The sequence below is a fragment of the Streptomyces sp. NPDC048111 genome, from assembly GCF_043202815.1.
Lineage (GTDB): Bacteria > Actinomycetota > Actinomycetes > Streptomycetales > Streptomycetaceae > Streptomyces.
Map to the genome: position 1 here is coordinate 451,768 of NZ_JBIDBD010000001.1, position 20,302 is coordinate 472,069.

Here is a 20,302-nt window from a genome sequence, read left to right on the forward strand (position 1 = left end):
ACGCTCGCCCTGGGGGGGGGGGGGCCCCCCCCCGCCCCCCGCCCCCCCCCCCCCCCCCCCCCCCCCCCCCCCCCCCCCCCCCCCCCCCGACACAGTATGTCCAGCACCGTGTCAGGCATGAACTATCTGCCGCCTGCTCCTCCGGTCAAGCGCGCCGACCACTGGGACGTACCCGACCGGCTTCACCGGGGTGCGGATGCCGCGATCGGATGCGTGCTGATTCTTCTTGAACTGGTGGCGCTCGCCATCTGCGTGGTCGCGTGGCCGTTCGTCGATCACTTCGAACTCGACCCCCAGGCCCCCTACCGGCCTTACGTCTTCTGGGACTATGCCCCGGCGATCGCCGGGGTCGGTGCCGTCGTGGTCGTCATCGGAGTGATCTCCGTCAAGGGCCGGGCGACGATCACGGCCCTCTCCCAACTCCTGATGGCCCTCCTGGTTGCCGCGGTTCTCGTCTTCGGCTCCGTGGCACAGCAGCACGACGACGAGAGGCGGTCGGCTCCCGCGCCGGTTGAACGGGCGTTGCTTGAGCTGAGGGGTCCGGCGGCCACCGCGTACGCAGCCGGAAGTCTGCCGGCGGTGGGCGGGGGTCGGCCGGCGGAGGTAGCCGGGCGAACGGCGTGCGGGCCGTGTGTGTGACGCCGCATCGGTGAGTCCGCCGATGCGGCGTCGCTTGCACGTGCCGTTCAGGCGGCCCCGAACACCACCACTGAGTTGTGGCCGCCGAATCCGAAGTTCTGCTTGATGGCGACATCGATGGTGGCGGGGCGACCCATGATCGGGGTGTAGTCCAGGTCGCAGCGGGGGTCGGGGTTGTCCAGGTTGGCGGTGGGCGGCACGTACTTCTCCCGGACGGCGCGCAGTACGCCGACACTCTCCAGGATCCCGCACGCCCCGCACGCGTGGCCGATCACCGATTTGGGCGCGGTGATCGCCATTTGGCGGGCGTGAACGCCGAACGCCCGCTTGATGGCTGCCGTTTCGGCCCGGTCGTTGAGCGGGGTCGATGTGCCGTGCGCGCTCACCAGGTCTACTGCCGTGACGTCGATCCCTGCGTCGGCACAGGCGAGTTCGATCGTCCTGGCCGCCACCGCTCCGTCCGCCCGCGGCGCCACTGGGTGGTGTGCGTCGCAGGTGGACGCGGCGCCGAGCACCTCGCCGTGCACCGTCGCGCCCCGGCGCAGGGCGGACCTCTCGGATTCGAGTACCAGTACGGCGGCTCCCTCAGCCGGCACCATCCCGTCGCGATCGCGGTCGAACGGCCGGGACGCGACCGCCGCCTCCGCCGCAGGCCGTAGGGAGAGCGCGTCCAGCAGGCGGAACGATGCCAGCGCCGGCGTGTCCAGCCAGCTCTCCACCCCGCCGACGAGGACCACATCGGCGGTGCCGTCACGCACGGCGCGCAGGCCTGCTCCGATGGCGTCCGTCGAGGCCGCGCAGGCGGTCGAGAGGGTGAGCACGGGGCCCACAATCGCCATCTCCTGGGCGACGAGCCCGGCCGCCTGATTGGGCAGCAGGCGGAGCAGCCCGAGCCGGTCCATCCGCGGCCACCCACTGCGGTTCAAGACGGTCACCAGGCGCGCGGTCTCGTCAAGCCCGCCTCCGCCCGTGCCGACGTACAGGGCCTCCGGTGCTGTGCGCAGTCGCGCATCCTCTCGCGCCTTCATCGCCGCGGCGAACAGCAATTGCTGGAAACGCGAAGTACGGCGGGCCTGTTGGGCGGACATGTGCTCGCGGGGATCGAATGCGCCGATGACGCCACCGACCTGGCAGGGCATGGGCTCTTCGAACTCCAGCGGCGAGATCGCGGAACGCCCTGTGGACAGGGCCTCCCACAGCTCATCCGGTGTGGAACCCGCGCACGACTCGACGCCAATGCCGGTCACCAGCACACGCCGGCGTGCCACCTGCGGTGTCACAGCGCTCCCGACATGGCGTCGGCCACGTCCCCGGCTGTGCGGAGGTCCGTGATGCGGATGCCGGTTTCCGCCAGCTCCACCCCGAATTCCCGCTCCAGGACGGTGATCAGTTCCAGCGCTTCCATGGAGTCGAGACCAAGCACCGGTTGTCCGGTCTCCGTGGCGTAAAAGAGTGCGGCATCACGAGTGATGACTGTCCCGCTCTCGCCAAGGTCCGGCCGTATTCCGGTGATGGCCCGGGTGACGACGTTCCATACCTCGGTCATGACGATTCCTTTCATCGGGTCATTTACGCGCGGGTGGCCGAAAAGTAGACGCAGCGTCGTGTGACGGTGAACGGCGACCGCTCGTGCAGTTCTCGCAGCGCCTCGGTGAGGAGTTCCGCGGCGATGTGGCGGTCGACTCCCGGCAGCGCCGCGCCAGCGAACATCGGAGTGGAGCACAAAGCAGTGAGAAAACGCGGACCGAGGGTGAATTCCCGCTCGGTCCTGACGGCCTTGAAACCGGCCTCCTCAAGGGCCGCCTCGTAGTCGTCGGCGCTTCTGCGGAGCCCGGAAGGCCGTCGCGAGTCTGCGCGCGTCAACGGGAGCCCGCGCCTGCGGGCGGTACTCCGGGCCGTGCCGACCAGCTCAGCGTACCGAGGCAGGTCGGCCGCCCTCTCCGCGCCCGAGTAGAACGCGGAGTTGAACACCAGGCGTCCGCCACTGGCGAGGACGTGCCCGATCGCCTCGAGTGCGGTGGCAAGGTTCGGCACGAGATGGATGCAGTTGGCCAGGACGACGATGTCGAAGTCGCCAGGTGGGAACAGCCGGGAGACCAAGGAGGCATCGCCCTCGACGAACCGGGCGCGGTCGCCGAGCCGGGCCCGGGCCGCCTCTAGCAGTGCCGGATCGGGGTCGACACCGACCAGGGTCATGGCAGGGTCGCGCAACAACATCCGCTCGCTCACGGCCCCGTCGCCGCACCCCAGATCCAGAACGGTCGGTGTGGCGCCCGCCGGGACCAGATCCAGCAGCGCGCGGTTCAACTCGGCGTACTCCGGGTCACGACGCAGCGCGGCGTAATCCGAGGACGTGTGCCTGTTGTTCAGGGAACTGCCGCACTCGGTGTCTGCTTTTCCATTCATGAATTGCCCTCCGTCGGCCCGGTCAAATAAGCGGCGAGGTGCCAATACGGGCACAGTGCTGTTCGAACGACGTGGCAGACCCTAGCAGCGCGCCTGGGCGAGGAAAAGAAGGAATTCTTCCGGAGCCGCCTCCACTGGCTCGGTGATCAGCGAAAACATGTTCTTTCATTGTGATTTCATCGCGTTCGGATAACTTCCTGCGGACCGGATGAAGGATCTGTCGAGGGGAGAATCGCGATGGTTTTGAGAGATCGACGTCCCATGGTGCCGGATCGGTAAGACATTGGAATTCACGGAATTGGGCGATAGTCAGGTGCCCGCCGGTCGACTGGTGTTCTGGACTCCGACCGCCGCCGTCTCGGCCTGGGCGGACGACGCCCGGCCACCCGTGCTCAACCACGAGCACCACGTACGCACGGCGGCCGGCCGGGGACCGGGGCATGTTGCTCCGGCCTGGATCGGTGTGTCGTTCGCAGTGGGCCGGGCCGGCCAACAGCGGATCGGTGTCGCGCTCTCGGCCTGGCTGCGCGGCTGCGAGCATCTGCGCAGCAGGCTGATACCGGCCCCCGGATGCTGTGCGCGCCGGACGCTTCCCGCGAGCGCCGTCAGCCTCCGGCAGGAGGAAGTCGGCATCTTCGCCGACGGCGACTCGGTTCGCCGGCAGATCGAAGCCTTCTTCGACCGGAACACCCAGCCCTTGGGTTGGCCGCAGATGGTCTTCGCGACCGTCGAGGGCACCGACGGGACGGCCGTCTTCATCGGCGCGGACCACGGCGTCGTGGACGGCTACACGCTGGCCATGATCCCGGGGCAGATCCGGGACGCCCTCGACGGCCGGGCGCAGGACCCGTTCGGTCAGCAGTCCCTGGACTGTGCGGCCGAGGAACGGCAGCTGGGGGGCGTTCCATCGGCCGAGCCCGAACTCGCGGGCCCCTGGCGGTCGCTGCTCGACGACGCGCGAGGCAGGACACCGGCCTTCCCCCTGCCACTCGGGGCATCCGAGTCACCGAACCCCCAGCGCAGCGCCTACCGTTGGCTGCTCGACGACTCGGCAACCACGAGATTTGCCGCCGCGTCACGCACGGCCGGGGGCACAACCGCGGCCGGGCTGCTCGCCTGCCTCGCGCTTGCCACGGCGAGGGTCTCGGGCGAGCACTGCCTGTCCTTGATCAGCCTCGTCAACACCCGGCCCCGCAAGTGGCGGTCGGCGCCGGGCTGGTTCGTCGGCCTGCACCCGGTGCGGATCCCGGCGGTTCCCGGGGCCGATTTCACCGGCACCGTCGTCCTCGCCTCCGCGGAACTGCGTCGCCGGGGACCGGGGCCGGAGAGTTCGCTGCCCCACATCAGCCGGATGCTGCGTACGGAGATCCATCCCCGCTTCGTCGTGTCCTATCTCGATGTCCGCCGCGTGGCGGGCAGGACGCCCCACCCGCAGGACGCCATGCTGCGCAGCCGGATACACAGCCCCGCCGAAGTGTATGTGTGGCTGACCAGGAGCGACCGCGGAGTGCACCTGTCGGTGCGCTTCCCCGACACACCCCTGGCCCGAACCGGCGTCGGGCGTTTCGTCCAAGCCGTCGCGCACACCGCCACCCGCGTGGCCGAGGGCCACCAAGCGTCCCCAACCGTACCTTCGCCCGCCGGCCGGCCCGTCCCTCAAGGAGAAGGAGACTCCCTGTGCGCATGACCCAGATCCTCGACTGGCGGCCCGAGCCGGGTGCGGTGTTCGAGTTCCGGCCGACCAGCGACCGGGCCGCGGCGCAGCACGATGTGCCGGCGTCCCACTTCCAACGGGCGCACCTCCGCCTGGCGGCCGTCCAGCGGGCCGCCGACAAGCGTCAATCGCCGTGGGTAGCCACGACGTTCGACCTGGAGGGACCGGCAGATCTCGACGCGCTCACCGATGCGTGGCAAGGACTTGTACGCCGACACGAGGCGTTCCACACCTGGTACGAGTTGATGAACGAGGACCTGGTCGGCTTCCGCGTTCCGCCCGAGTCCCTGAGCATGCACCCAGTACACATGGGCGACTTCAGCGACACGGACGACCTGCGCGCTCATGTGCACCGGCGAATCGACGAGCAGACTGCCGTGAGCCGGCTGGGAACGCTGGCGGGAGTGATCCGACGGGACACGGTGTCCACGGTGTACTTCGCGATCGACCACGCCTATTCCGACGGTCACTCACTGACGCTGCTCTTCCATGAACTCCGCGTCCGCTACCAGGCGGCCCGCGCCGGTGCCCCGGTGGATCTGCCGTCGGTACCCGGCTACCTGGATCACAATCGCCGTGAATGGCGACGTTCCATGTCGCTGACGAAAGCCGCGCCGGAGCTCGCCGCGTGGTCGGGCTTCCTGGCCGTGGGGGACGGCGATCTCCCCACCTTCCCCATCGAGCTGGGCAATGGCACGGATGAACTGCTGCCAGCGACCCGGCTGGAGTACCCGGTGTTCACTGGCGCCGAAGCCCGCGCGTTCCGCGCGCATTGCGCCCAGCACGGCGGCGGGTTCGCAGCGGGGTTCTTCGCCGCCCTGGCGCTCGTACAGCGTGAGTTCAACGGGCACGAGGACTACCGGGCACTGACAGCCGTGTCGACCAGGACCTCCCCACGGTTGCTGCAGGTACACGGCTGGCTTGTGAATCTTGTGCCGGTGTCCTTCCGGCTTCCCGGCTCACCCCGCCTCGCCGACGCGATCCCGGTCGCACAACGAGCCTTCCAGCGGGCTCGTGAGGCGTATGACGTGCCGTTGCACCGGGCTCTAGAACTCTTTCGCGACGAGGCTGAGGGAGGCTTCCCGAGCATCCCGCCCATGGCGTCCTACGCGGATGCCCGGTCCGCTCCGGGCGCCGACGACTACCTCGGAGCGGACGCGAGGGTCCTTACAGGCCCGGACAGTGCCGCCGGAGTATCGCTGTGGTTGAACTGGTTCCCCGACCGTACCGATCTGGTGGTCAGCATGCCGGACACCTCGGAGGCGGTAGCAGGCGTGCCGAAATACCTCGACCGCGTCAGGGAACTCATGCTGGCAGCGTCGGGTGTCTCCTGCTGACCTGGGATGCCGCGTGGGCGATGCTGAGCCCTGCCGGTGTCGTCAGGGGTGGGGCGTGAGGCCGATGACAACCTCGCCCTGGACATGTCGGGCCGCCTGAAGTGGACGGCTGCGCGGATGTCCCGGACGGGGCAGGTCACCGCGATGGGGACGTGAAGATGACCTGCGCGACCTGACGCGCGGTGTTTTCGAGGCGTCCGGTGCGGTGTTGGTGCGGGTGGCGGCAGGGACGCCGTCGACCTGGCCAACGATGGTGCAGATACGGCCGTCCGTGGCGGCCCGCCCCGAGCCGGTGCGGGCGGGCCGCCGCGGTCGTGCGGGTCAGCACGAGGAGTATTCGCCCCAGTTCGCGCCGTTGGCGTAGGCGTGCCAGGAGCCGCCGGCCTGGGAGCAGCCGTAGGGGATGGTGACGATCGCCTGCCAGGTGTCGGGATCGGCCGAGTGGATGGGCACCCATCCGGAATACACGTCCTGCGGACCGTCGACCGTGTCGCCGCCGGCGCACGCCTGCCCGACGTAGTTCAGCGTCTGCACGCACGGGTGCGCCGACCAGCCGGTGCCGCTGTGGCCGAGCCAGTAGCTGTGGGAGTACTGGAAGTGCGCTCGGACGTAGCCGCAGCCGTCGTACTGCTGCTCCACCTGGCCCGCGTACACCCCGCCCGCGTTGATGTTGCCGGGGTTGCCGATGTTGATGGTGGCGCAGCTGGGTGAGGCGGCCTGCGCGGTGCCGCCGGCGCCGACGGCCGCACCGCCCGCGAGAGCGAGGGTGGCGGCGGTGAGGGCGATACCGCGTCGGGTCCTGGAGAGCTTGAGCATGGGAGCTGTCTCCTGCCGTGAGTGGCCTGGTCTGGTGCGGTGACGTTATGGGTACGGGCCCTTCGGTCGTCCTGGATCCGTCCTAACGCCAGGTCAGGACGGTGACGGTGAGCGCCGAAACGCTCCGGCCAGATGGTGCTGGAGGCGGGCGTGGCGGAACTGGTAGGCCGCACCCGCCTGGCGCAGGACGCCCCTTTGGTGGGCGTCCTCCAGGAAGGCGACCACGGACCAGGGCAGCCGCCCGGTCAGGGGGAGCCAGAAGCGGGAGAAGACCGTCCACTGGCCCCATGACGTCAGGCTGAACAGATAGCCCAGGGCGCCCCCGATCCCGCTGATGACTCCGAGCTTGAGCGCCGCCGCGGTGTTCCACACCACCGGTCCCACGACCACCGACATGGCATCGACCACCACCAGGGATCCGACCCCCGTGAGGAGACCGAACGCCGGTGTCCAGGCGAGGAGTTGAGCGGCGACCGTGCGCCCGTTGGCCCGCAGCAGGCTGCGCGGGTTGACGGCGGAGCGGATGTCGAGGGGTGCTTCGAAGAGCGCGACCAGACCGAGGGTCGGTCCGGCCGCCAGGGCGAATATCAGCGCGTAGATGCTGCCGTCCTGGACGCTGCCGACCAGGACGTCGGCGAACTGGGCGTGGTAGAGGAAGCCGTTGAGCCCCCCGCGGACGACCCCGTATCCGAAGCCGAACACCAGGCCGCAGAGCGCCCCGGTCAGCAGGCGGCGCACAGGACGCCGACCCGACCCGCGCCCTGTGCCGCGCATCTTCATGCGGACGATTGACGGCACCACCGCTCCGTCCCGCGCCGCGACCATGAACCAGTACGCGAGCCCGAACAGGAGCCCGCCCAGAAGCCCGGCCACCGGCCCGTCCACCAGTTGGTAGGAGACGGGGTCGAAGGCGATCCCGACGACGCCGTCGACCAGGGTGATGGCCAGGCAGACCACCAGCGCGGTCACCAGGGTGCGGGCGATCCGGCCCAGGCCCAGGCCGAGGCGCCACCACTCCAGGTCGGGGGTGTCGAGACGGTTGAGGTGGTGGGCGAGGTAGCCGAGCCAGTGGCGGGCGCGATCCGGGTCCCAGGTGGTGGGCGGCACGCCGCCCGGGCGCTGCTCGGGGCGCGGACGGTAGGCGGCTTCGGTGAAGTTGTCGAGGAGGTGGCCCTCCAGTTCCTCCGGGGTGGTGAAGCGGCCGGTGTCCAGGAGCGCCGCCGGATCGCCGCCGGGGCTGTCGCTGTAGACGGCACGGGCGAGGGTGACCATCAGGGGCGTGGCCAGGACCGTCGCGAGGTTGGCCCCGGCCGCGCTCGGGGGTTGCCGGCGCAGCTCGCTCAGCACGGGTTCCCACGCGGTCTCCGAGCGGGCCCCCGCGCGGGCTTTACGGGTGGTGCGCGGCAGATAGGCGGCCAGGTCGGCCAGGGTGAGGTCGCAGAGCTCGACCGCCGCGGCGGACGTCAGGACATCGGTCTCGGCCACCGCGGCGGCGTACTCGCAGGGGCGGCTCGTCAGGAGCAGCGCCAGCGTGGTGGCGTTGAGGGCTTCCAGGGCGGGTCGGCGCAGCCCGTCGGCCATCTCGTCGAAACCGTCGAGGACGGGCAGGATCCGGCCGGTTTCGACGAGCGCGTCGGCGAGGTTCGTCCCGCCGGGCCCGGGGGCCGCGAGACCGGGGTGGTCGCGGGTCAGCTGCGCCGCGAGCCAGTCCCGCAACGCGACGGCCGTCGGGTCCCAGGAGCCGATGTTGAAGATCACGGGTATGGCGTCGCCGTGGCTCCGGGCCTTCAGCTGGTCCAGGACGAACCGTACGGCGAGGACCGACTTGCCGGAGCCCGAGCGGCCCAGCACCACGAGGCGTCCGGAGGGGATGCGCCGGTACACCTCGACGATCGCGTCCACCTGTCCGCTCAGGTCCACGGGATCGTGGCCGCTCCCCGGGGGCAGACGCCGGATGTTGGCCCAGTGGTCGGTCAGCTCCTCGGCGGCCGGCCGCCAGCGCACCGGCAGCGGATAGGGGTCATGGACCTGTCGCCGTTCCTCCTCGCGCTGCCACCGGGCGGCCACGGTATGGGCGATCTGGTCGGAGACGTCGGCGAGGGCTTCGTGGAACGGCGACCCCGGCGGGCTGCCAACGGCCGGCATCGGCACGGGCGGGACGGGCGGCACGGGCGGGACGGGCGGGACGGCTGCGTCCTGCGCCGGCTCCTCCTCCGCGGGTCTGCGCACGACGGTCGCGAGCAGCCGGTCGCGCCCCTCGGAACTCAGCTCCAGCGCATCGGCGAGGAGCCGCACGGTGGTCAGCCGCGGGTCGGCGCGCTCGCCGGTCTCCAGTCCGCGGATGGTGCGGACGCCCACGCCGGCGCGCTCCGCCAATGCCTCCTGAGTCAGATTCGCCTCGAGCCGAAGCTGCTTCAGCAGCACGCTGAACTCATTGGTCACTGGTCTCGGCCTTCCCCCGGCATGTCGATTTCCCCAGGTGAGGGACTCTAGCGCGGCAACCGGCCGCATACGGCCGGTCGTTCGGCCTGTCCGATTGCCGCCCCTCGGGGCCACCGTCGGAGCAACGGACCACCCCCTCATGCCAGGAGAGACCGCATGCCGACGACCGCGATCCACGGCCGCTCGACCGTCACCCACCTCACGTGCCAGGAGCGCGAGGTCCTGCGCGCGGTCGGCTGCGGCCTGACGGATCAGGAGATCGCCCGCGTGCTCGCCCTCTCCGAAGGCGCGGTCACCGGCCACCTGCGCGGCGTCCTGGCCAGACTCGGTCTGCGCGACCGGGCCGCGGCCATCGTCCACGCCTTCGACAGCGGGCTGGTCGTTCCCGGCCAGGGCTCGCGCGCGGCGGCGCTCCCCGCCCAGCGGGCGACCGTGCGCGAGCACCCGTTACGGATCTCCGTGCTCGGCCCGCTGCGGGCCTGGCGCGGCGGGCGTCAGCTGGACCTGGGGCACCTGCGGCAGCAGGCCGTCCTCGCACGGCTGGCGCTGTGCCGGGACCGGACGGTCAGCAAGGACGAACTGCTCGACGGGATCTGGGGCTTGGAGCCACCGCTCACCAAGGTCGTGCCGGTCTACGTCTACAGGCTGCGCAAAGTCCTCCAGATGGAGAAGGGGACGGACTCGGTGATCGGGCACGACCGGTGCGGCTACCGGCTGGTCCCCGGTGCGGCCGAGGTGGACGTGGCCCGGATGGAAGAGCTGGCCACCGCCGCCGGCGCGGCCGTGCGGGCCGGAGCCACCGCCGAGGCGGTGCGCATCTGCGCCCAGGCCCTCGACCTGTTCCGCGGGGAGCCGCTGGCCGGGCTGCCGGGTCCGTTCGCGGAGCTGGAGCGGCTCCGCCTGACCGAACGCCGGATCGGGCTCACCCTGCGCAAGCTGGACCTCCAACTGGCGCTCGGGCGGCACTCCGAGGCCGTCTTCGAGCTGTCGGCGCTGGCGGCGGCCCGTCCGCTGGACGAGCCGGTCGGCGCGATGCTGATGCGGGCTCTGTGCCTCAGCGGGCGGCAGGCGGACGCGCTGGGCGTGTTCGAGCGCACTCGCCGCCGGCTGGCCGACGAGCTGGGAGTGGCGCCGAGCCGGCTCCTGCGCCGGACCCACCGGGCGATCCTGCACGGCGGCGACATCACTGCTCCCCCGACGGCGCCATGACGGGGCCGGCACCGCGAACACGCGGCGAGGAGCTGCTGCTGGCGCGGGTCTCCGCGGCGGCCGGCCGCGCCCGGCTGGGCCGGCGGCTGGCCACGCACCCGGTGACCGCCCACCGCCCCCGTACCGGGGTCGGCCTGCGCCGGGTGATCCGTCGCCTGTCGGCCCGGGCCCGTGACGGCCGCTCCCCGGCACGGGCGAGTCCGAACGCACGACTGGACCTGTACGAGCACGGGATGACCGTCGCTCTGGAGGGGCGCATCCACGTCGTCCGCTACGACACGACATCGGTGTTCCACCACGGCGCCGGGCCGCTCGACCCCGTACCTCCCGCAACCGCCGTCATCCGCGCGCTGACCGACGTCGACCACAAGTGCCTGGTGCTGTACGGCGGTTCCGGGGACGGCGACGCGCACACCTGGGAGCACGCGCTCGAACAGGCGGTCACCCGGGCCCGCCTGCCCGGCGCCCTGGTCGCGCTGCGCCGGGGCGAGCGGGTCTCGTTCGGCGAGGTGTGGCTGACCAGCGAACAGGTCGGGTCCGCGACGATGCGTATGCCGTGGACAGAGGTTCAACGAATCGGCGTGAGCGGCGCGTTCCTGTCCGTCACGGTCGGCGGGCGCAGACGCAGGCTCGGCCCGGCGGTCTCCCGGATACCGAACGTCTTCGTGTTCCGGGCCCTCGCCGATCACTGCCGCAGCCGGGACGCCCCCTGACCGCCGGGACGCGGTCCCGTTTCATCGCCATTTCAATGGGCGCCGCCACCGTGGGAGGGGGCGCCGAACAGTCCGTCGCGTACCCGCGCACGTGTACGGCTTCGACCGCCGCACGCCCCCAATGGGTTCAGCACCTCATCCACCTCATCCACCTCATCGACCTCATCGAGCTCGACTAGTGAACAGGTATCGCCATGAACGACCTCTTGCACAAGCTGGTCTCCGTCGTCATCACCGGCGCTCTGGTCGCCCTGGTCGGATATGCCAGCGTGTCCGCCCGCAGGCGCAGGGTCGCCCGGGAGGAAGCCGCTGCGCCGACCCCGGTCCAGGACGCGACGCAGGCCCTTCTGCGCCAGGCGCAGCAACTGGACCGGAGGCGGGACGAGTTGGCCGCACAGGGGCGGGCGCCGGAGGCACTGGCACCGGCCCGGCAGGCCGCCGACAGCTGGCGCAGGCTCACCGAGGCCCGACCCGGACGGTTCCATGCGGAGCGCAGGGCGGCCCTGGGACGCCTCGGCGAGCTTTTGGACGCCGGCGGCCAGGCCCAACAGGCGGCCCAGGTACGCCAGGAAGCCGGGCGCCTTCCCTGACCGAGCGACCGCCACTCCGGCCGAGCGGCCGCCGGACCCGCCTGAGTGGACGCTGCCCCTGACCGAGGGACCACCGGCTCTGGCCGAGTGACCGCCGGATTCGACCGAGTGGCCGCCCGACCTGTCTGAGTGGCCACCGGACCTGCCCGAGTGACCGCCGACCCTGACCGCCCGAGTGAAGGAGACCGACCATGCCCGCCGCCATATGGACCGGGCGCAACGCGACGCCGGAGCGGGCCGCCGCCGACGTCAGCGCAGCGCTCAAGGACGAACTCGGCCTCCCCGCACCGCCGTTGGCCGTGACCCTGCCGTCCGAAAGTACCGGCACACCGGCCGGCAGTTTTCTCCCGCCGCGCCCGCGGTTCAGCGGCATGGCCGCTCCGACCCACTGCTTCCTCTACGTCGATGCCCAGTCACCCCGGCGTTTCGAACTCAGGGCCTCCGTGATGACCGGCCGCTCAGGACTCCGCCGGAGCCTCGGCCTGGGGCACCTTTCCTATGCCGTGCCCCTGGGGACGCCGGCCTTCTCCCCCGTAGCCCTCGGCGGACCGACCGGTTCCGCCACCGCCCGCTTCGAAGGAGACCCCGCGGCGGCAGGACGGCTGAACCGGGATGCCCGACTCCTCGCCGCGGCGCGTGCGCTGACGCCGAGCACGGCCGGTCCCGATCGCACCCACACGTGGCGCGTGGCGAGCGGCCTGACGATCGAGCCGCTCCCCCAGGGCTCGGTCCTGCTGGTGCAGACCCTGCACCGCCCCACCGCCCGCGCCTGGTCCCTCGGCGCCGCGGCGGTGCTGGACCTGGCAGCCCGGGTGGAATCGCTGCTGGGGGCCGTCTGAGGCGAAGGGCGCGACCCGACGGTGGCGCGTGATGCCACGCCAACTCACCCGGATCTACTGGCCCTTCAGGTGTGCGGTCAGGCGTGACAGCAGGGGCAGGGCGGCCGCGAGCGTCTCCCGTTCCGCCGCGTCGAGGACGTCTCCGATCGCACCGCCGATCCAGGCCGCACGCCTTCGGCGCTCCTCGGCCAGACGACGGCTTCCCGCCGCTGTGAGATGGAGCAGGAACTTGCGCCCGTCGCTGGGGTGGTCCTCGGCGCGTACGAGACCCTGGCCGAGAAGCTCCTTGACCGCCTTGGCGGCCGACTGATGGCTGACCCCGCGCTGCTGTGCGAGGTCGGCCGTGGTCAGCGGGCCGCCGCGGTCCAGGTAGCCCAGGACTGCGGCCTCGCCCGGGGGCATCGTGTCGGCGGGGCGTACGGCGCGTACGAGCTCTCCGACGGTCATGCGGAGCTGTTCGGCCAGTTCGTCCTCGTCCACGGTGCCGCTCCTCCCCCTTGTGCCCCTCGTATGTGTCGCGGAACTGTACACCTAGGGTGGACAGTCTCCGATCCGGCCCACGGGTCCCTTCGACCTGGCCGACGAGCCCCCGGTGGGTCTGCCATGAGGTGTGTCAGCAGGTGCTGACGTCGTCGGCCAGGACGGCGGTGCCGTCGTCGGCGCGCTGAGGGTGAAGTGGGCGGGGGCCGTGCGCCGCAGGGCATACGGACCGAGGGTTTCCTCTGGGCGGCCTACGGCGTCTCGTCGGCGGGGGCGTAGTCGGTGGACAGGGTCAGGTGTTCCCAGGTGTCGAGGTCGGTCTCGACCGCCGTGCGTCCGGCCCGGACCAGGCGCAGGGCGTCGGAGCCGAGGACGAGGTGGGCCGGGGGGTCGGGTTCGTCGAGGATGCGCAGCAGGGCGGCGGCGGCCTTGGCGGGGTTGCCGAGCTGCTGGCCGCTGGCGGTCTGGCGGGCGGCGCGGATGGGTTCGAACAGTTCGTCGTAGTCGGGGATCGACCGTGGTGTGCGGATCATGGAGCGGCCGGCCCAGTCGGTGCGGAAGGGGCCGGGTTCGACGGCGGTTACGTGGATGTTGAAGCCGACGACTTCCTTGCCGACGGCTTCGAGGATGCCCTCCAGGGCGTACTTGCTGCCGCAGTAGGCGGAGACGCCGGGGAAGGAGGCGAGTCCGCCCATGGAGGTGACGGCCAGGATGTGCCCGCGGCGGCGTTCGCGCATGAACGGCAGGACGGCCTGGACGGTGGCGGCGGCGCCGAAGACGTTGACGTCGAACTGGGCGCGCAGGTCGGCCAGGGGTGTCTCCTCGAAGGTGCCCTCCAGGCCGTATCCGGCGTTCGCGATCAGCACGTCCACGGGCCCGACGGTCTGTTCCATCTCAGCGATCACCGTGCGGACCGCGGTGTCGTCGGTGACGTCGAGGAGGCGGGCGTGAGCACGCCCGGGATGCAGAGCGGTGAAGGCCTGCGCGTCGGTGTCCTTGCGGACGGTGCCGACGACCGTGTGGCCGGCGTCCAGGGCGGCGGTCGCGAAGGCGCGGCCGAGGCCGCTGCTGACGCCGGTGATCAGAAAGGTCTTGGCCGGTCGCGTCATGACTGCTGCTCCTTGTACAGGACGAGGTGCTCGTGGAAGAGCACGCCGTCGCGGATGTCGCCGGTGGCGGTGAAGCCGGTGTCGTCGATGTAGTCGATGTGGTGGCCGGTGACGGTGTAGCGGCCGGTGTAGGCGCTGCGGCGGGTGCCGCGCGCTTCGTCGTAGCGGCCGTCGGGCAGCAGTTCCTGGCGGATGTGCCCGTCCGCGGTCACCCACATCCCGACCACGTCCACGTTCCCGCTCTCGACGCCGGGCCCGCGTGCGGCGGTTTCCCACTGCGCGTTCGGCTGGTTGCTCACCATGCGCTCCTTCTCGTCTCGCTGTGCCGCTCATCAGCGTGAGCGGGCCGAGAGACAGGAGCCAGGACAAGTCGTGCCTGGGTACGGCGCACCCAGGCACGCGGACGGGGTGCGGCTTAGCCTGAAGGGGTGACCAGCAATGATCTCGGAGAGTTCCTGCGCGCCCACCGCGCCCGTCTACGACCCGACGACGTCGGGCTCGCCTCCTGGGGCGCACGCCGGGTGACAGGGCTGCGGCGGGAGGAGGTCGCCGTCCTGGCCGGCATGAACTCCGACTACTACGCCCGCCTGGAGCAGGGCCGCGAGCGCACCCCGTCCGCGCAGATCCTGGAGGCGATCAGCGGTGCGCTGCGGATGGACGACGAGGCGCGCGAGCACATGTTCCGGCTGGCGGGCACCGCGCCGGACGGGGAACGCCCGCAACCGCGAGAGACGGTCGCTCCCGCGTTGCGGCAGTTGCTGGACGGACACCCCGGTGCCGCGGCGTTCGTGCTGAACCCGGCCACCGATTTCCTGGCCTCGAACGCCCTGGCCGACGCCCTGTTCTCCGCGTTCGGCACGAGGGACAACATGGCCCGCATGACCTTCCTCGACCCGGCCGCGCGGGAGTTCTTCACCCAGTGGGAGCGGGCGGCGCAGGCGGTCGTGGCCGGTCTGCGCCACGCCACCGGCGTCGACCCGCACTACCGGCGCCTGCACGACGTCATCGGTTCCCTGACCGTGGAGAGTGAGGAGTTCGCCGCTCTGTGGGCCGCGCACACCGTCCACGAAAAGACCCGCGACGGCAAGAAGATCGTCCACCCCGACGTCGGACCGCTCGACCTCACCTACCAGACCTTCGACGTGCGCGGCGCCCCGGGGCAGCAGCTGGTGATCTACCACGCCGCGCCGGGAAGCCCGAGCGCCCAGGCGCTGGCCCTGCTCGGCAGCCTGCACGCCACCCGGAACCGGGAGTCCTCCACGGAGCGGTAGACCAACCCGGTCGTTCGGCCAGCGCGTGATCCCTCAGCGCAGGTGTTCCCGCGCTCATCGCCGCGTTCAACCACCGGGCTCGCTCCACCCGTATCAACACCGTGGGCGACTTCGGGGTGGCAAGGGCGCCCTTCGTCCTGTTGCTTGCACGAATGACGCGCTGACATTTCTCCTGGCAGAAGCACTGACGCTGCCGCGGCGGACGACACCCGGGGATGATGGTCCACAACCAAGTTGTACAGTCGAGCTGTAGACAGTCATCGGGCCGGAAAGCCGGAAAGGGCCACCTGTGAAGCTCACCAAGCACGCCCACGCCTGCGTCACGCTGGAGAAGGACGACACCCGCCTGGTCATCGACCCCGGCACCCTCACTCCGGATGCCGCGGAAGCCGTCGCGCGGGCCGACGCCGTCCTGATCACCCACGAGCACTTCGACCATTTCGACGAGAAGCTCGTGGCCGCCGCTCTCGTCGCCCACCCCGCACTGGAGGTCTACGGCACGGCCAGTGTCGCGGCGTCCCTCGGCAGCCACGGAGGCCGGGTGCACGCGGTGACCGCGGGCGACACCTTCAGCGTCGGATCCTTCACCGTCGCCGTTCACGGCCACCGTCACGCGCCGATCCACGCCGACATCCCGTGCCCCGACAACGTCGGCTACCTCCTCGACGACGGGGCCGTCCACCACCCGGGCGACGCCTACTTCGTGCCCGACGCCCCCGTGCGCACCCTCCTGCTGCCGACCAGCGGCCCATGGACGAAGCTGGGCGAAGCCGCCGACTACGTCCGCGCGGTCCGTCCCCAGCGCGTCATCCAGATCCACGAACTCATGCTCAGCGACCTCGGCCGGCACAGCACCGCCCAGCTCCTCGGCGAGAAGGGGCTGACCGGGATCCCGATCGAGCACCTGGACACCGGCACCACCGTCGAGCTGTAAGGCCGTACGACGCCCCCCTCGCCACCTCCTCAACCGCCCACCTGTGCCTAGGAGTTGGTGGGTGGCGGGGCGTGTCCCGGGTCGATGCCGTCGTCCGATTCCGGTACGCGGGCGGGGAGTGTGAGCCGGAAGGCGGTGCGCCCCGGGGCGCTGGTGACGGTGGCGGTGCCGCCGTGGGCGGTCACCACGGCGTGGACGATGGCGAGCCCGAGGCCGGTGCTGCCCGTGGTGCGGGAGCGGGCGACATCGGCGCGGACGAAGCGGCCGAACACCTCCGGCAGGAGGTCCGCGGGGATGCCCGGGCCGTTGTCGACCACGTCCACCCGAACCATGTGCTCGGCTCTGCCGAGGGTGACGGTCACCTCCGTGCCGGGCGGGGTGTGGGTGCGGGCGTTGGCCAGGAGGTTGCCGATGGCCTGCTGGAGGCGGTGTGCGTCGCCGGTGACGGAGACGGGTTCCTCGGGGAGGTCGAGGAGCCAGCGATGACCGGGGGCCGCGGCGCGCGCGTCGTCCGTCGCGTTCAGGATCAGCAGGGTCAGGTCGAGGGGCTCGTGTTCGAGGGGGCGCCCCGCGTCGAGCCGGGCGAGGAGGAGCAGATCGTCGACGAGGCGGGTCATGCGCTGCGACTCGCCGCCGATGCGCTCCAGGGCGTGCCGGACCTCGGCGGGGACCGGGCCGCGGTGGCGCAGGGCGAGTTCGGCGTGGCCGCGGATGTTGGCCACGGGCGTGCGCAGTTCGTGGCTGGCGTCCGCGGCGAAGTGGCGGAGCCTCTCCTCGCTGGTGTGACGCCGGGTGAGGGCGTCCTCGACGTGGCCCAGCATGTGGTTGAGGGCGGAGCCGAGTTTGCCGACCTCGGTGCGGGGGTCGGCGTCCGGAAGCGGACCGGGCATGGCGATCTCGCCGCTGGCCAGCGGCAGTCCGGCGACCTCCGCCGCCCGTGCGGTGACGCGCTGGAGCGGGCGCAGCGAGATCCGCACCCACAGGGCACCCGCGACCCCGGTGGCCAGGAGGGCCACGCCGAACAGGCCGGCCTCGACCCCTTCGAGGCGGTGCACGGTCTCCTCGACGGGGTGCAGCGGCAGACCGGTGATCATGACGTCCTGGTCGTCGCCCTCGACGGCCGTGACCCGGTACGTGCCCAGGGCGGAGAGATGGAGGCTGTGTCCGTGGCCGTCCATGGGCACGTCCGCGAGGGCCCGGCGGTCCGCCGCCGTGAGCCGGACCGTGCGCACGGTGGCCTCGTGCACCACCGCGGCCTGCGTGGTGGTGCCGTTCAACAGCCGTGCGCCGAAGGTCCGTTCGGCCTGGCCCCGGGTGTCGGGCCGGTTGTCCGCGTCGGGTCTGGCCTCGTGTTCCAGACTGGCGGCGAACCGGCCGCCCGAGGCGGCGAGCTGTTCGTCGAGGCGCCCGATCAGGAAGCCGCGCAGGGCGAGGGCCGTGGTGATGCCGACGGCGAGGCAGGCCAGGGCGAGCAGGGCGACGAGTCCGGCGGTGAGCTGGCCGCGCAGGGTTCGCGGCAGTGGCCGTCTCACGGGGAGTCCGGCTTCAGTACGTAGCCGACGCCGCGCACCGTGTGGATCATGGGCGTACGGCCGGCGTCGATCTTCTTGCGCAGGTAGCTGATGTACAGCTCGACCACATGGGCACGGCCCCCGAAGTCATAGGCCCACACGCGGTCGAGGATCTGGGCCTTGGACAGGACACGGCGCGGGTTGCGCATCAGGAACCGCAGGAGTTCGAACTCGGTGCGGGACAGCTCGACCGCGGCGCCGCCACGCCACACCTCCCGCGCCTCCTCGTCCATCGTGAGGTCCCCCACGGTGAGCCGGTCGGTGCCCGCCTGCGCGGTCATTCCGGCCCGCCGCAGCAGCCCCCTCAGCCGCGCCAGCACCTCCTCCAGGCTGTAGGGCTTGGTGACGTAGTCGTCGCCGCCCGCGGTGATGCCGGCGATGCGGTCCTCCACGGCGTCGCGGGCGGTGAGGAACAGGACGCACACCTGCGGCGCCTCGTGCCGCAGCGCGCGCAGGACCCGCAGCCCGTCCAGATCGGGCAGCATCCAGTCGAGGACCACCGCGTCGGGGCGGAACGCGCGGGCGGTGTCCAGAGCGGTCGTGCCGTCGCCGGCGGTGCGCACCTCCCACCCCTCGGCGCCCATGACCCCGGCCAGGACGTCCGTGACGTCGGGTTCGTCGTCGACGACGAGGACCCGCACGGGCCCTCCGTCCGGGCGGTGCAGCAGCGGGTTGGCGCGGGGTTCGTCCATGGTGCTTCCAGCATCTCCCGGAGCGCACCGGGGCGGGGCGGGGTGAGTCTCTGAGTTTCCTCTGAATCGGCTCTGAGGGCCCGCTGACGGCCTTTTCAGAGCGTTCTCAGAGGTTGGGCTGTGACGCTGGCCCCCCGTCGCCGGAGCAGCGTCCCATCCGGAGGAACCCATGACCACCCAGTTCACGACCGCAGCGACCGCGGGCCGCGGGCTGCCGCACCGGCGAGCGCGCCGCAGCGCCGTCCCGCTGCTCGCACCCTGGGTGATCGGGGCGGGCGCCGTGGGCGTGCTTGCCCTGTGGTGGAGCGACACGTCCTCGGTCGTCGGCCCGGCGGGCTGGCTCACCGGCGCGGGACGCATCACCGGGCTGCTGGCCGGATACGCGTGTGCCGTCCTGCTGGCCCTGATGGCGCGGGTGCCGCTGCTCGACCACACCATCGGCACGGACCGGCTCTCGCGCTGGCACGCGCTCGGCGGCCGCTGCACGGTCTCCCTCGCGCTGGCCCATACGCTGCTGATCATCTGGGGCTATGCGCTGACCTCGCACGCCGGTGTGGTGGACCAGACCTCCACGCTCGTCCTGCACTACCCCGACCTCCTCAAGGGCACGGCGGGCTTCCTGCTGTTCCTGGCCACCGGAGTGCTCTCGGCCCGTGCGGCGCGCAGCAGGACGAGCTACGAGACCTGGCACCACCTGCACTTCGCCACGTATCTGGCGGTCTTCCTGGTCTTCGGCCACCAATTGTCCAACGGCGCCGACTTCGTGGGCAACCGGACCGCGCAAGCCGCCTGGTACGCCCTGTTCCTGGGCGTCGCCGGCCTGGTCGCCTGGTACCGGTTCGCGGTACCCGTCCGGCGCGGCCTGCGCCACCGCCTGCGCGTGGCGGCCGTCCATCCCGAGGCACCCGGCATCGTGTCCGTACACCTCACGGGTCGCCATCTCGACGAACTCGGGGGCCGGCCGGGTCAGTTCCTGCGCTGGCGCTTCCTGCGCCCCGGGATGTGGTGGACCGCGAACCCCTACTCCCTCTCGGCGCCCGCCCGCCCCGGGCACCTGCGCATCACCGTCAAAGCGGCGGGCGGTCACAGCGCGGCCCTCGCCCGCCTGGCCCCCGGCACCCGGGTGTGGGCCGAGGGCCCCTACGGAGCGTTCACCGCGGACCGCCGCACCGCCCCGAAGGTGCTGCTCCTGGCCGGCGGGGTCGGCATCACCCCGCTGCGCACGCTCTTCGAGACCCTGCCGGGGCAGGTGACGCTCGTCTACCGGGCCCGTCGTCCGGAGGACCTCGCCCTGCGCGGCGAGCTCGACGCGACGGCGGCCCGGCGCGGAGCCCCCGTCCACTACATCGTCGACGAGCCCGCCGCGTCCTCCTCCCCGCTCACCGCCCGTGCCCTGAGTTCGCTCGTCCCGGATCTGGCCTCGCACGACGTCTATCTGTGCGGCCCGCCCGGAATGACCGAGGCCGCGATCCGGGCCCTGCGCGAAGCCGGAGTCCCCGCCCGCCGCATCCACCACGAGTCGTTCGCTCTGTGAAGCCCC

At 71.6% G+C, this 20,302-nt stretch carries 21 protein-coding genes; 11 read left to right on the top strand and 10 right to left on the bottom strand.

Annotated features, from left to right (window positions below; all coding sequences use genetic code 11):
* Positions 1 to 117 precede the first annotated feature (117 nt).
* Entirely contained in the window at positions 118 to 639 is a 522-nt protein-coding gene (locus tag ACGF3I_RS02010; RefSeq protein WP_393128552.1) for a DUF6234 family protein, read from the top strand.
* Between the two features lie 47 nt (positions 640 to 686).
* Here ACGF3I_RS02010 and ACGF3I_RS02015 read toward each other — a convergent pair whose 3' ends face one another.
* From ACGF3I_RS02015 to ACGF3I_RS02025, 3 genes are read right to left on the bottom strand one after another with little or no spacing between them, the layout of a single operon-like run.
* Positions 687 to 1,892, bottom strand: coding sequence for a beta-ketoacyl-[acyl-carrier-protein] synthase family protein (locus ACGF3I_RS02015; RefSeq protein ID WP_393128553.1), 1,206 nt, complete (start codon positions 1,890 to 1,892; stop codon positions 687 to 689).
* A 23-nt stretch (positions 1,893 to 1,915) separates the two neighbouring features.
* Entirely contained in the window at positions 1,916 to 2,185 is a 270-nt protein-coding gene (locus ACGF3I_RS02020) for an acyl carrier protein (protein ID WP_393128554.1), read from the bottom strand.
* A 23-nt stretch (positions 2,186 to 2,208) separates the two neighbouring features.
* Positions 2,209 to 3,045: a class I SAM-dependent methyltransferase gene (locus ACGF3I_RS02025; protein WP_393128555.1), complete on the bottom strand. Its 837-nt coding sequence runs from the start codon at positions 3,043 to 3,045 to the stop codon at positions 2,209 to 2,211.
* A 331-nt stretch (positions 3,046 to 3,376) separates the two neighbouring features.
* Between ACGF3I_RS02025 and ACGF3I_RS02030 the strand changes: the two genes are divergently transcribed.
* Both ACGF3I_RS02030 and ACGF3I_RS02035 read left to right on the top strand, forming a co-directional pair.
* Positions 3,377 to 4,732 carry a hypothetical protein gene (locus tag ACGF3I_RS02030; RefSeq protein WP_393128556.1) on the top strand — a complete coding sequence of 452 codons (1,356 nt, stop codon included), beginning with the start codon at positions 3,377 to 3,379 and terminating at the stop codon, positions 4,730 to 4,732.
* On the top strand, positions 4,729 to 6,096 hold the full coding sequence (locus tag ACGF3I_RS02035; protein WP_393128557.1) for a condensation domain-containing protein: 1,368 nt from the start codon (positions 4,729 to 4,731) through the stop codon (positions 6,094 to 6,096). The genes ACGF3I_RS02030 and ACGF3I_RS02035 overlap by 4 nt, the downstream gene beginning before the upstream one ends.
* A 321-nt stretch (positions 6,097 to 6,417) precedes the next feature.
* Here the strand turns inward: ACGF3I_RS02035 and ACGF3I_RS02040 are convergent, their stop codons facing one another.
* Both ACGF3I_RS02040 and ACGF3I_RS02045 read right to left on the bottom strand, forming a co-directional pair.
* On the bottom strand, positions 6,418 to 6,912 hold the full coding sequence (locus ACGF3I_RS02040; protein ID WP_393128558.1) for a hypothetical protein: 495 nt from the start codon (positions 6,910 to 6,912) through the stop codon (positions 6,418 to 6,420).
* 93 nt (positions 6,913 to 7,005) lie between these two features.
* The gene (locus tag ACGF3I_RS02045) at positions 7,006 to 9,336 is read right to left on the bottom strand and encodes a helix-turn-helix domain-containing protein (RefSeq protein WP_393128559.1); all 2,331 of its coding nucleotides are present in this window, start codon (positions 9,334 to 9,336) and stop codon (positions 7,006 to 7,008) included.
* Positions 9,337 to 9,510: 174 nt separating this feature from the next.
* Here ACGF3I_RS02045 and ACGF3I_RS02050 point away from each other — a divergent pair, with 174 nt between their 5' ends.
* The 5 genes from ACGF3I_RS02050 to ACGF3I_RS02070 all read left to right on the top strand — a co-directional run bounded on the left by ACGF3I_RS02050 (position 9,511) and on the right by ACGF3I_RS02070 (position 12,705).
* The gene (locus tag ACGF3I_RS02050) at positions 9,511 to 10,563 is read left to right on the top strand and encodes a BTAD domain-containing putative transcriptional regulator (RefSeq protein ID WP_393128560.1); all 1,053 of its coding nucleotides are present in this window, start codon (positions 9,511 to 9,513) and stop codon (positions 10,561 to 10,563) included.
* Positions 10,560 to 11,276 (top strand): DUF6585 family protein, encoded by a 717-nt coding sequence (locus tag ACGF3I_RS02055; protein ID WP_393128561.1) that lies wholly within the window; start codon positions 10,560 to 10,562, stop codon positions 11,274 to 11,276. The genes ACGF3I_RS02050 and ACGF3I_RS02055 overlap by 4 nt, the downstream gene beginning before the upstream one ends.
* 35 nt (positions 11,277 to 11,311) lie before the next feature.
* Positions 11,312 to 11,455 (top strand): hypothetical protein, encoded by a 144-nt coding sequence (locus ACGF3I_RS02060; protein WP_393128562.1) that lies wholly within the window; start codon positions 11,312 to 11,314, stop codon positions 11,453 to 11,455.
* A gap of 15 nt (positions 11,456 to 11,470) precedes the next feature.
* Positions 11,471 to 11,866, top strand: coding sequence for a hypothetical protein (locus ACGF3I_RS02065; RefSeq protein ID WP_393128563.1), 396 nt, complete (start codon positions 11,471 to 11,473; stop codon positions 11,864 to 11,866).
* A 191-nt stretch (positions 11,867 to 12,057) separates the two neighbouring features.
* Positions 12,058 to 12,705 (top strand): hypothetical protein, encoded by a 648-nt coding sequence (locus ACGF3I_RS02070; protein WP_393128564.1) that lies wholly within the window; start codon positions 12,058 to 12,060, stop codon positions 12,703 to 12,705.
* A 54-nt stretch (positions 12,706 to 12,759) separates the two neighbouring features.
* Here ACGF3I_RS02070 and ACGF3I_RS02075 read toward each other — a convergent pair whose 3' ends face one another.
* From ACGF3I_RS02075 to ACGF3I_RS02085, 3 genes are all read right to left on the bottom strand, one after another.
* On the bottom strand, positions 12,760 to 13,185 hold the full coding sequence (locus tag ACGF3I_RS02075) for a MarR family winged helix-turn-helix transcriptional regulator (RefSeq protein WP_393128565.1): 426 nt from the start codon (positions 13,183 to 13,185) through the stop codon (positions 12,760 to 12,762).
* Between the two features lie 251 nt (positions 13,186 to 13,436).
* Positions 13,437 to 14,294, bottom strand: coding sequence for an oxidoreductase (locus ACGF3I_RS02080; RefSeq protein ID WP_393128566.1), 858 nt, complete (start codon positions 14,292 to 14,294; stop codon positions 13,437 to 13,439).
* Complete coding sequence (locus tag ACGF3I_RS02085) at positions 14,291 to 14,512, bottom strand: Atu4866 domain-containing protein (protein WP_393129099.1); 222 nt, start codon at positions 14,510 to 14,512, stop codon at positions 14,291 to 14,293. The genes ACGF3I_RS02080 and ACGF3I_RS02085 overlap by 4 nt, the downstream gene beginning before the upstream one ends.
* A gap of 210 nt (positions 14,513 to 14,722) precedes the next feature.
* On the opposite strand from ACGF3I_RS02085, the gene ACGF3I_RS02090 reads away from it, so the two are divergent.
* The gene (locus tag ACGF3I_RS02090) at positions 14,723 to 15,565 is read left to right on the top strand and encodes a helix-turn-helix transcriptional regulator (RefSeq protein ID WP_393128567.1); all 843 of its coding nucleotides are present in this window, start codon (positions 14,723 to 14,725) and stop codon (positions 15,563 to 15,565) included.
* A 289-nt stretch (positions 15,566 to 15,854) separates the two neighbouring features.
* Positions 15,855 to 16,499 carry an MBL fold metallo-hydrolase gene (locus tag ACGF3I_RS02095; RefSeq protein WP_393128568.1) on the top strand — a complete coding sequence of 215 codons (645 nt, stop codon included), beginning with the start codon at positions 15,855 to 15,857 and terminating at the stop codon, positions 16,497 to 16,499.
* 47 nt (positions 16,500 to 16,546) lie between these two features.
* On the opposite strand, the gene ACGF3I_RS02100 is transcribed toward ACGF3I_RS02095, so the two are convergent.
* Positions 16,547 to 18,031, bottom strand: coding sequence for a sensor histidine kinase (locus tag ACGF3I_RS02100; protein ID WP_393128569.1), 1,485 nt, complete (start codon positions 18,029 to 18,031; stop codon positions 16,547 to 16,549).
* On the bottom strand, positions 18,028 to 18,762 hold the full coding sequence (locus tag ACGF3I_RS02105) for a response regulator transcription factor (protein WP_393128570.1): 735 nt from the start codon (positions 18,760 to 18,762) through the stop codon (positions 18,028 to 18,030). Before ACGF3I_RS02105 ends, ACGF3I_RS02100 begins: the two co-directional genes overlap by 4 nt.
* A 169-nt stretch (positions 18,763 to 18,931) precedes the next feature.
* Between ACGF3I_RS02105 and ACGF3I_RS02110 the strand changes: the two genes are divergently transcribed.
* Entirely contained in the window at positions 18,932 to 20,296 is a 1,365-nt protein-coding gene (locus ACGF3I_RS02110) for a ferric reductase-like transmembrane domain-containing protein (protein ID WP_393128571.1), read from the top strand.
* The last annotated feature ends 6 nt before the right edge of the window (positions 20,297 to 20,302 follow it).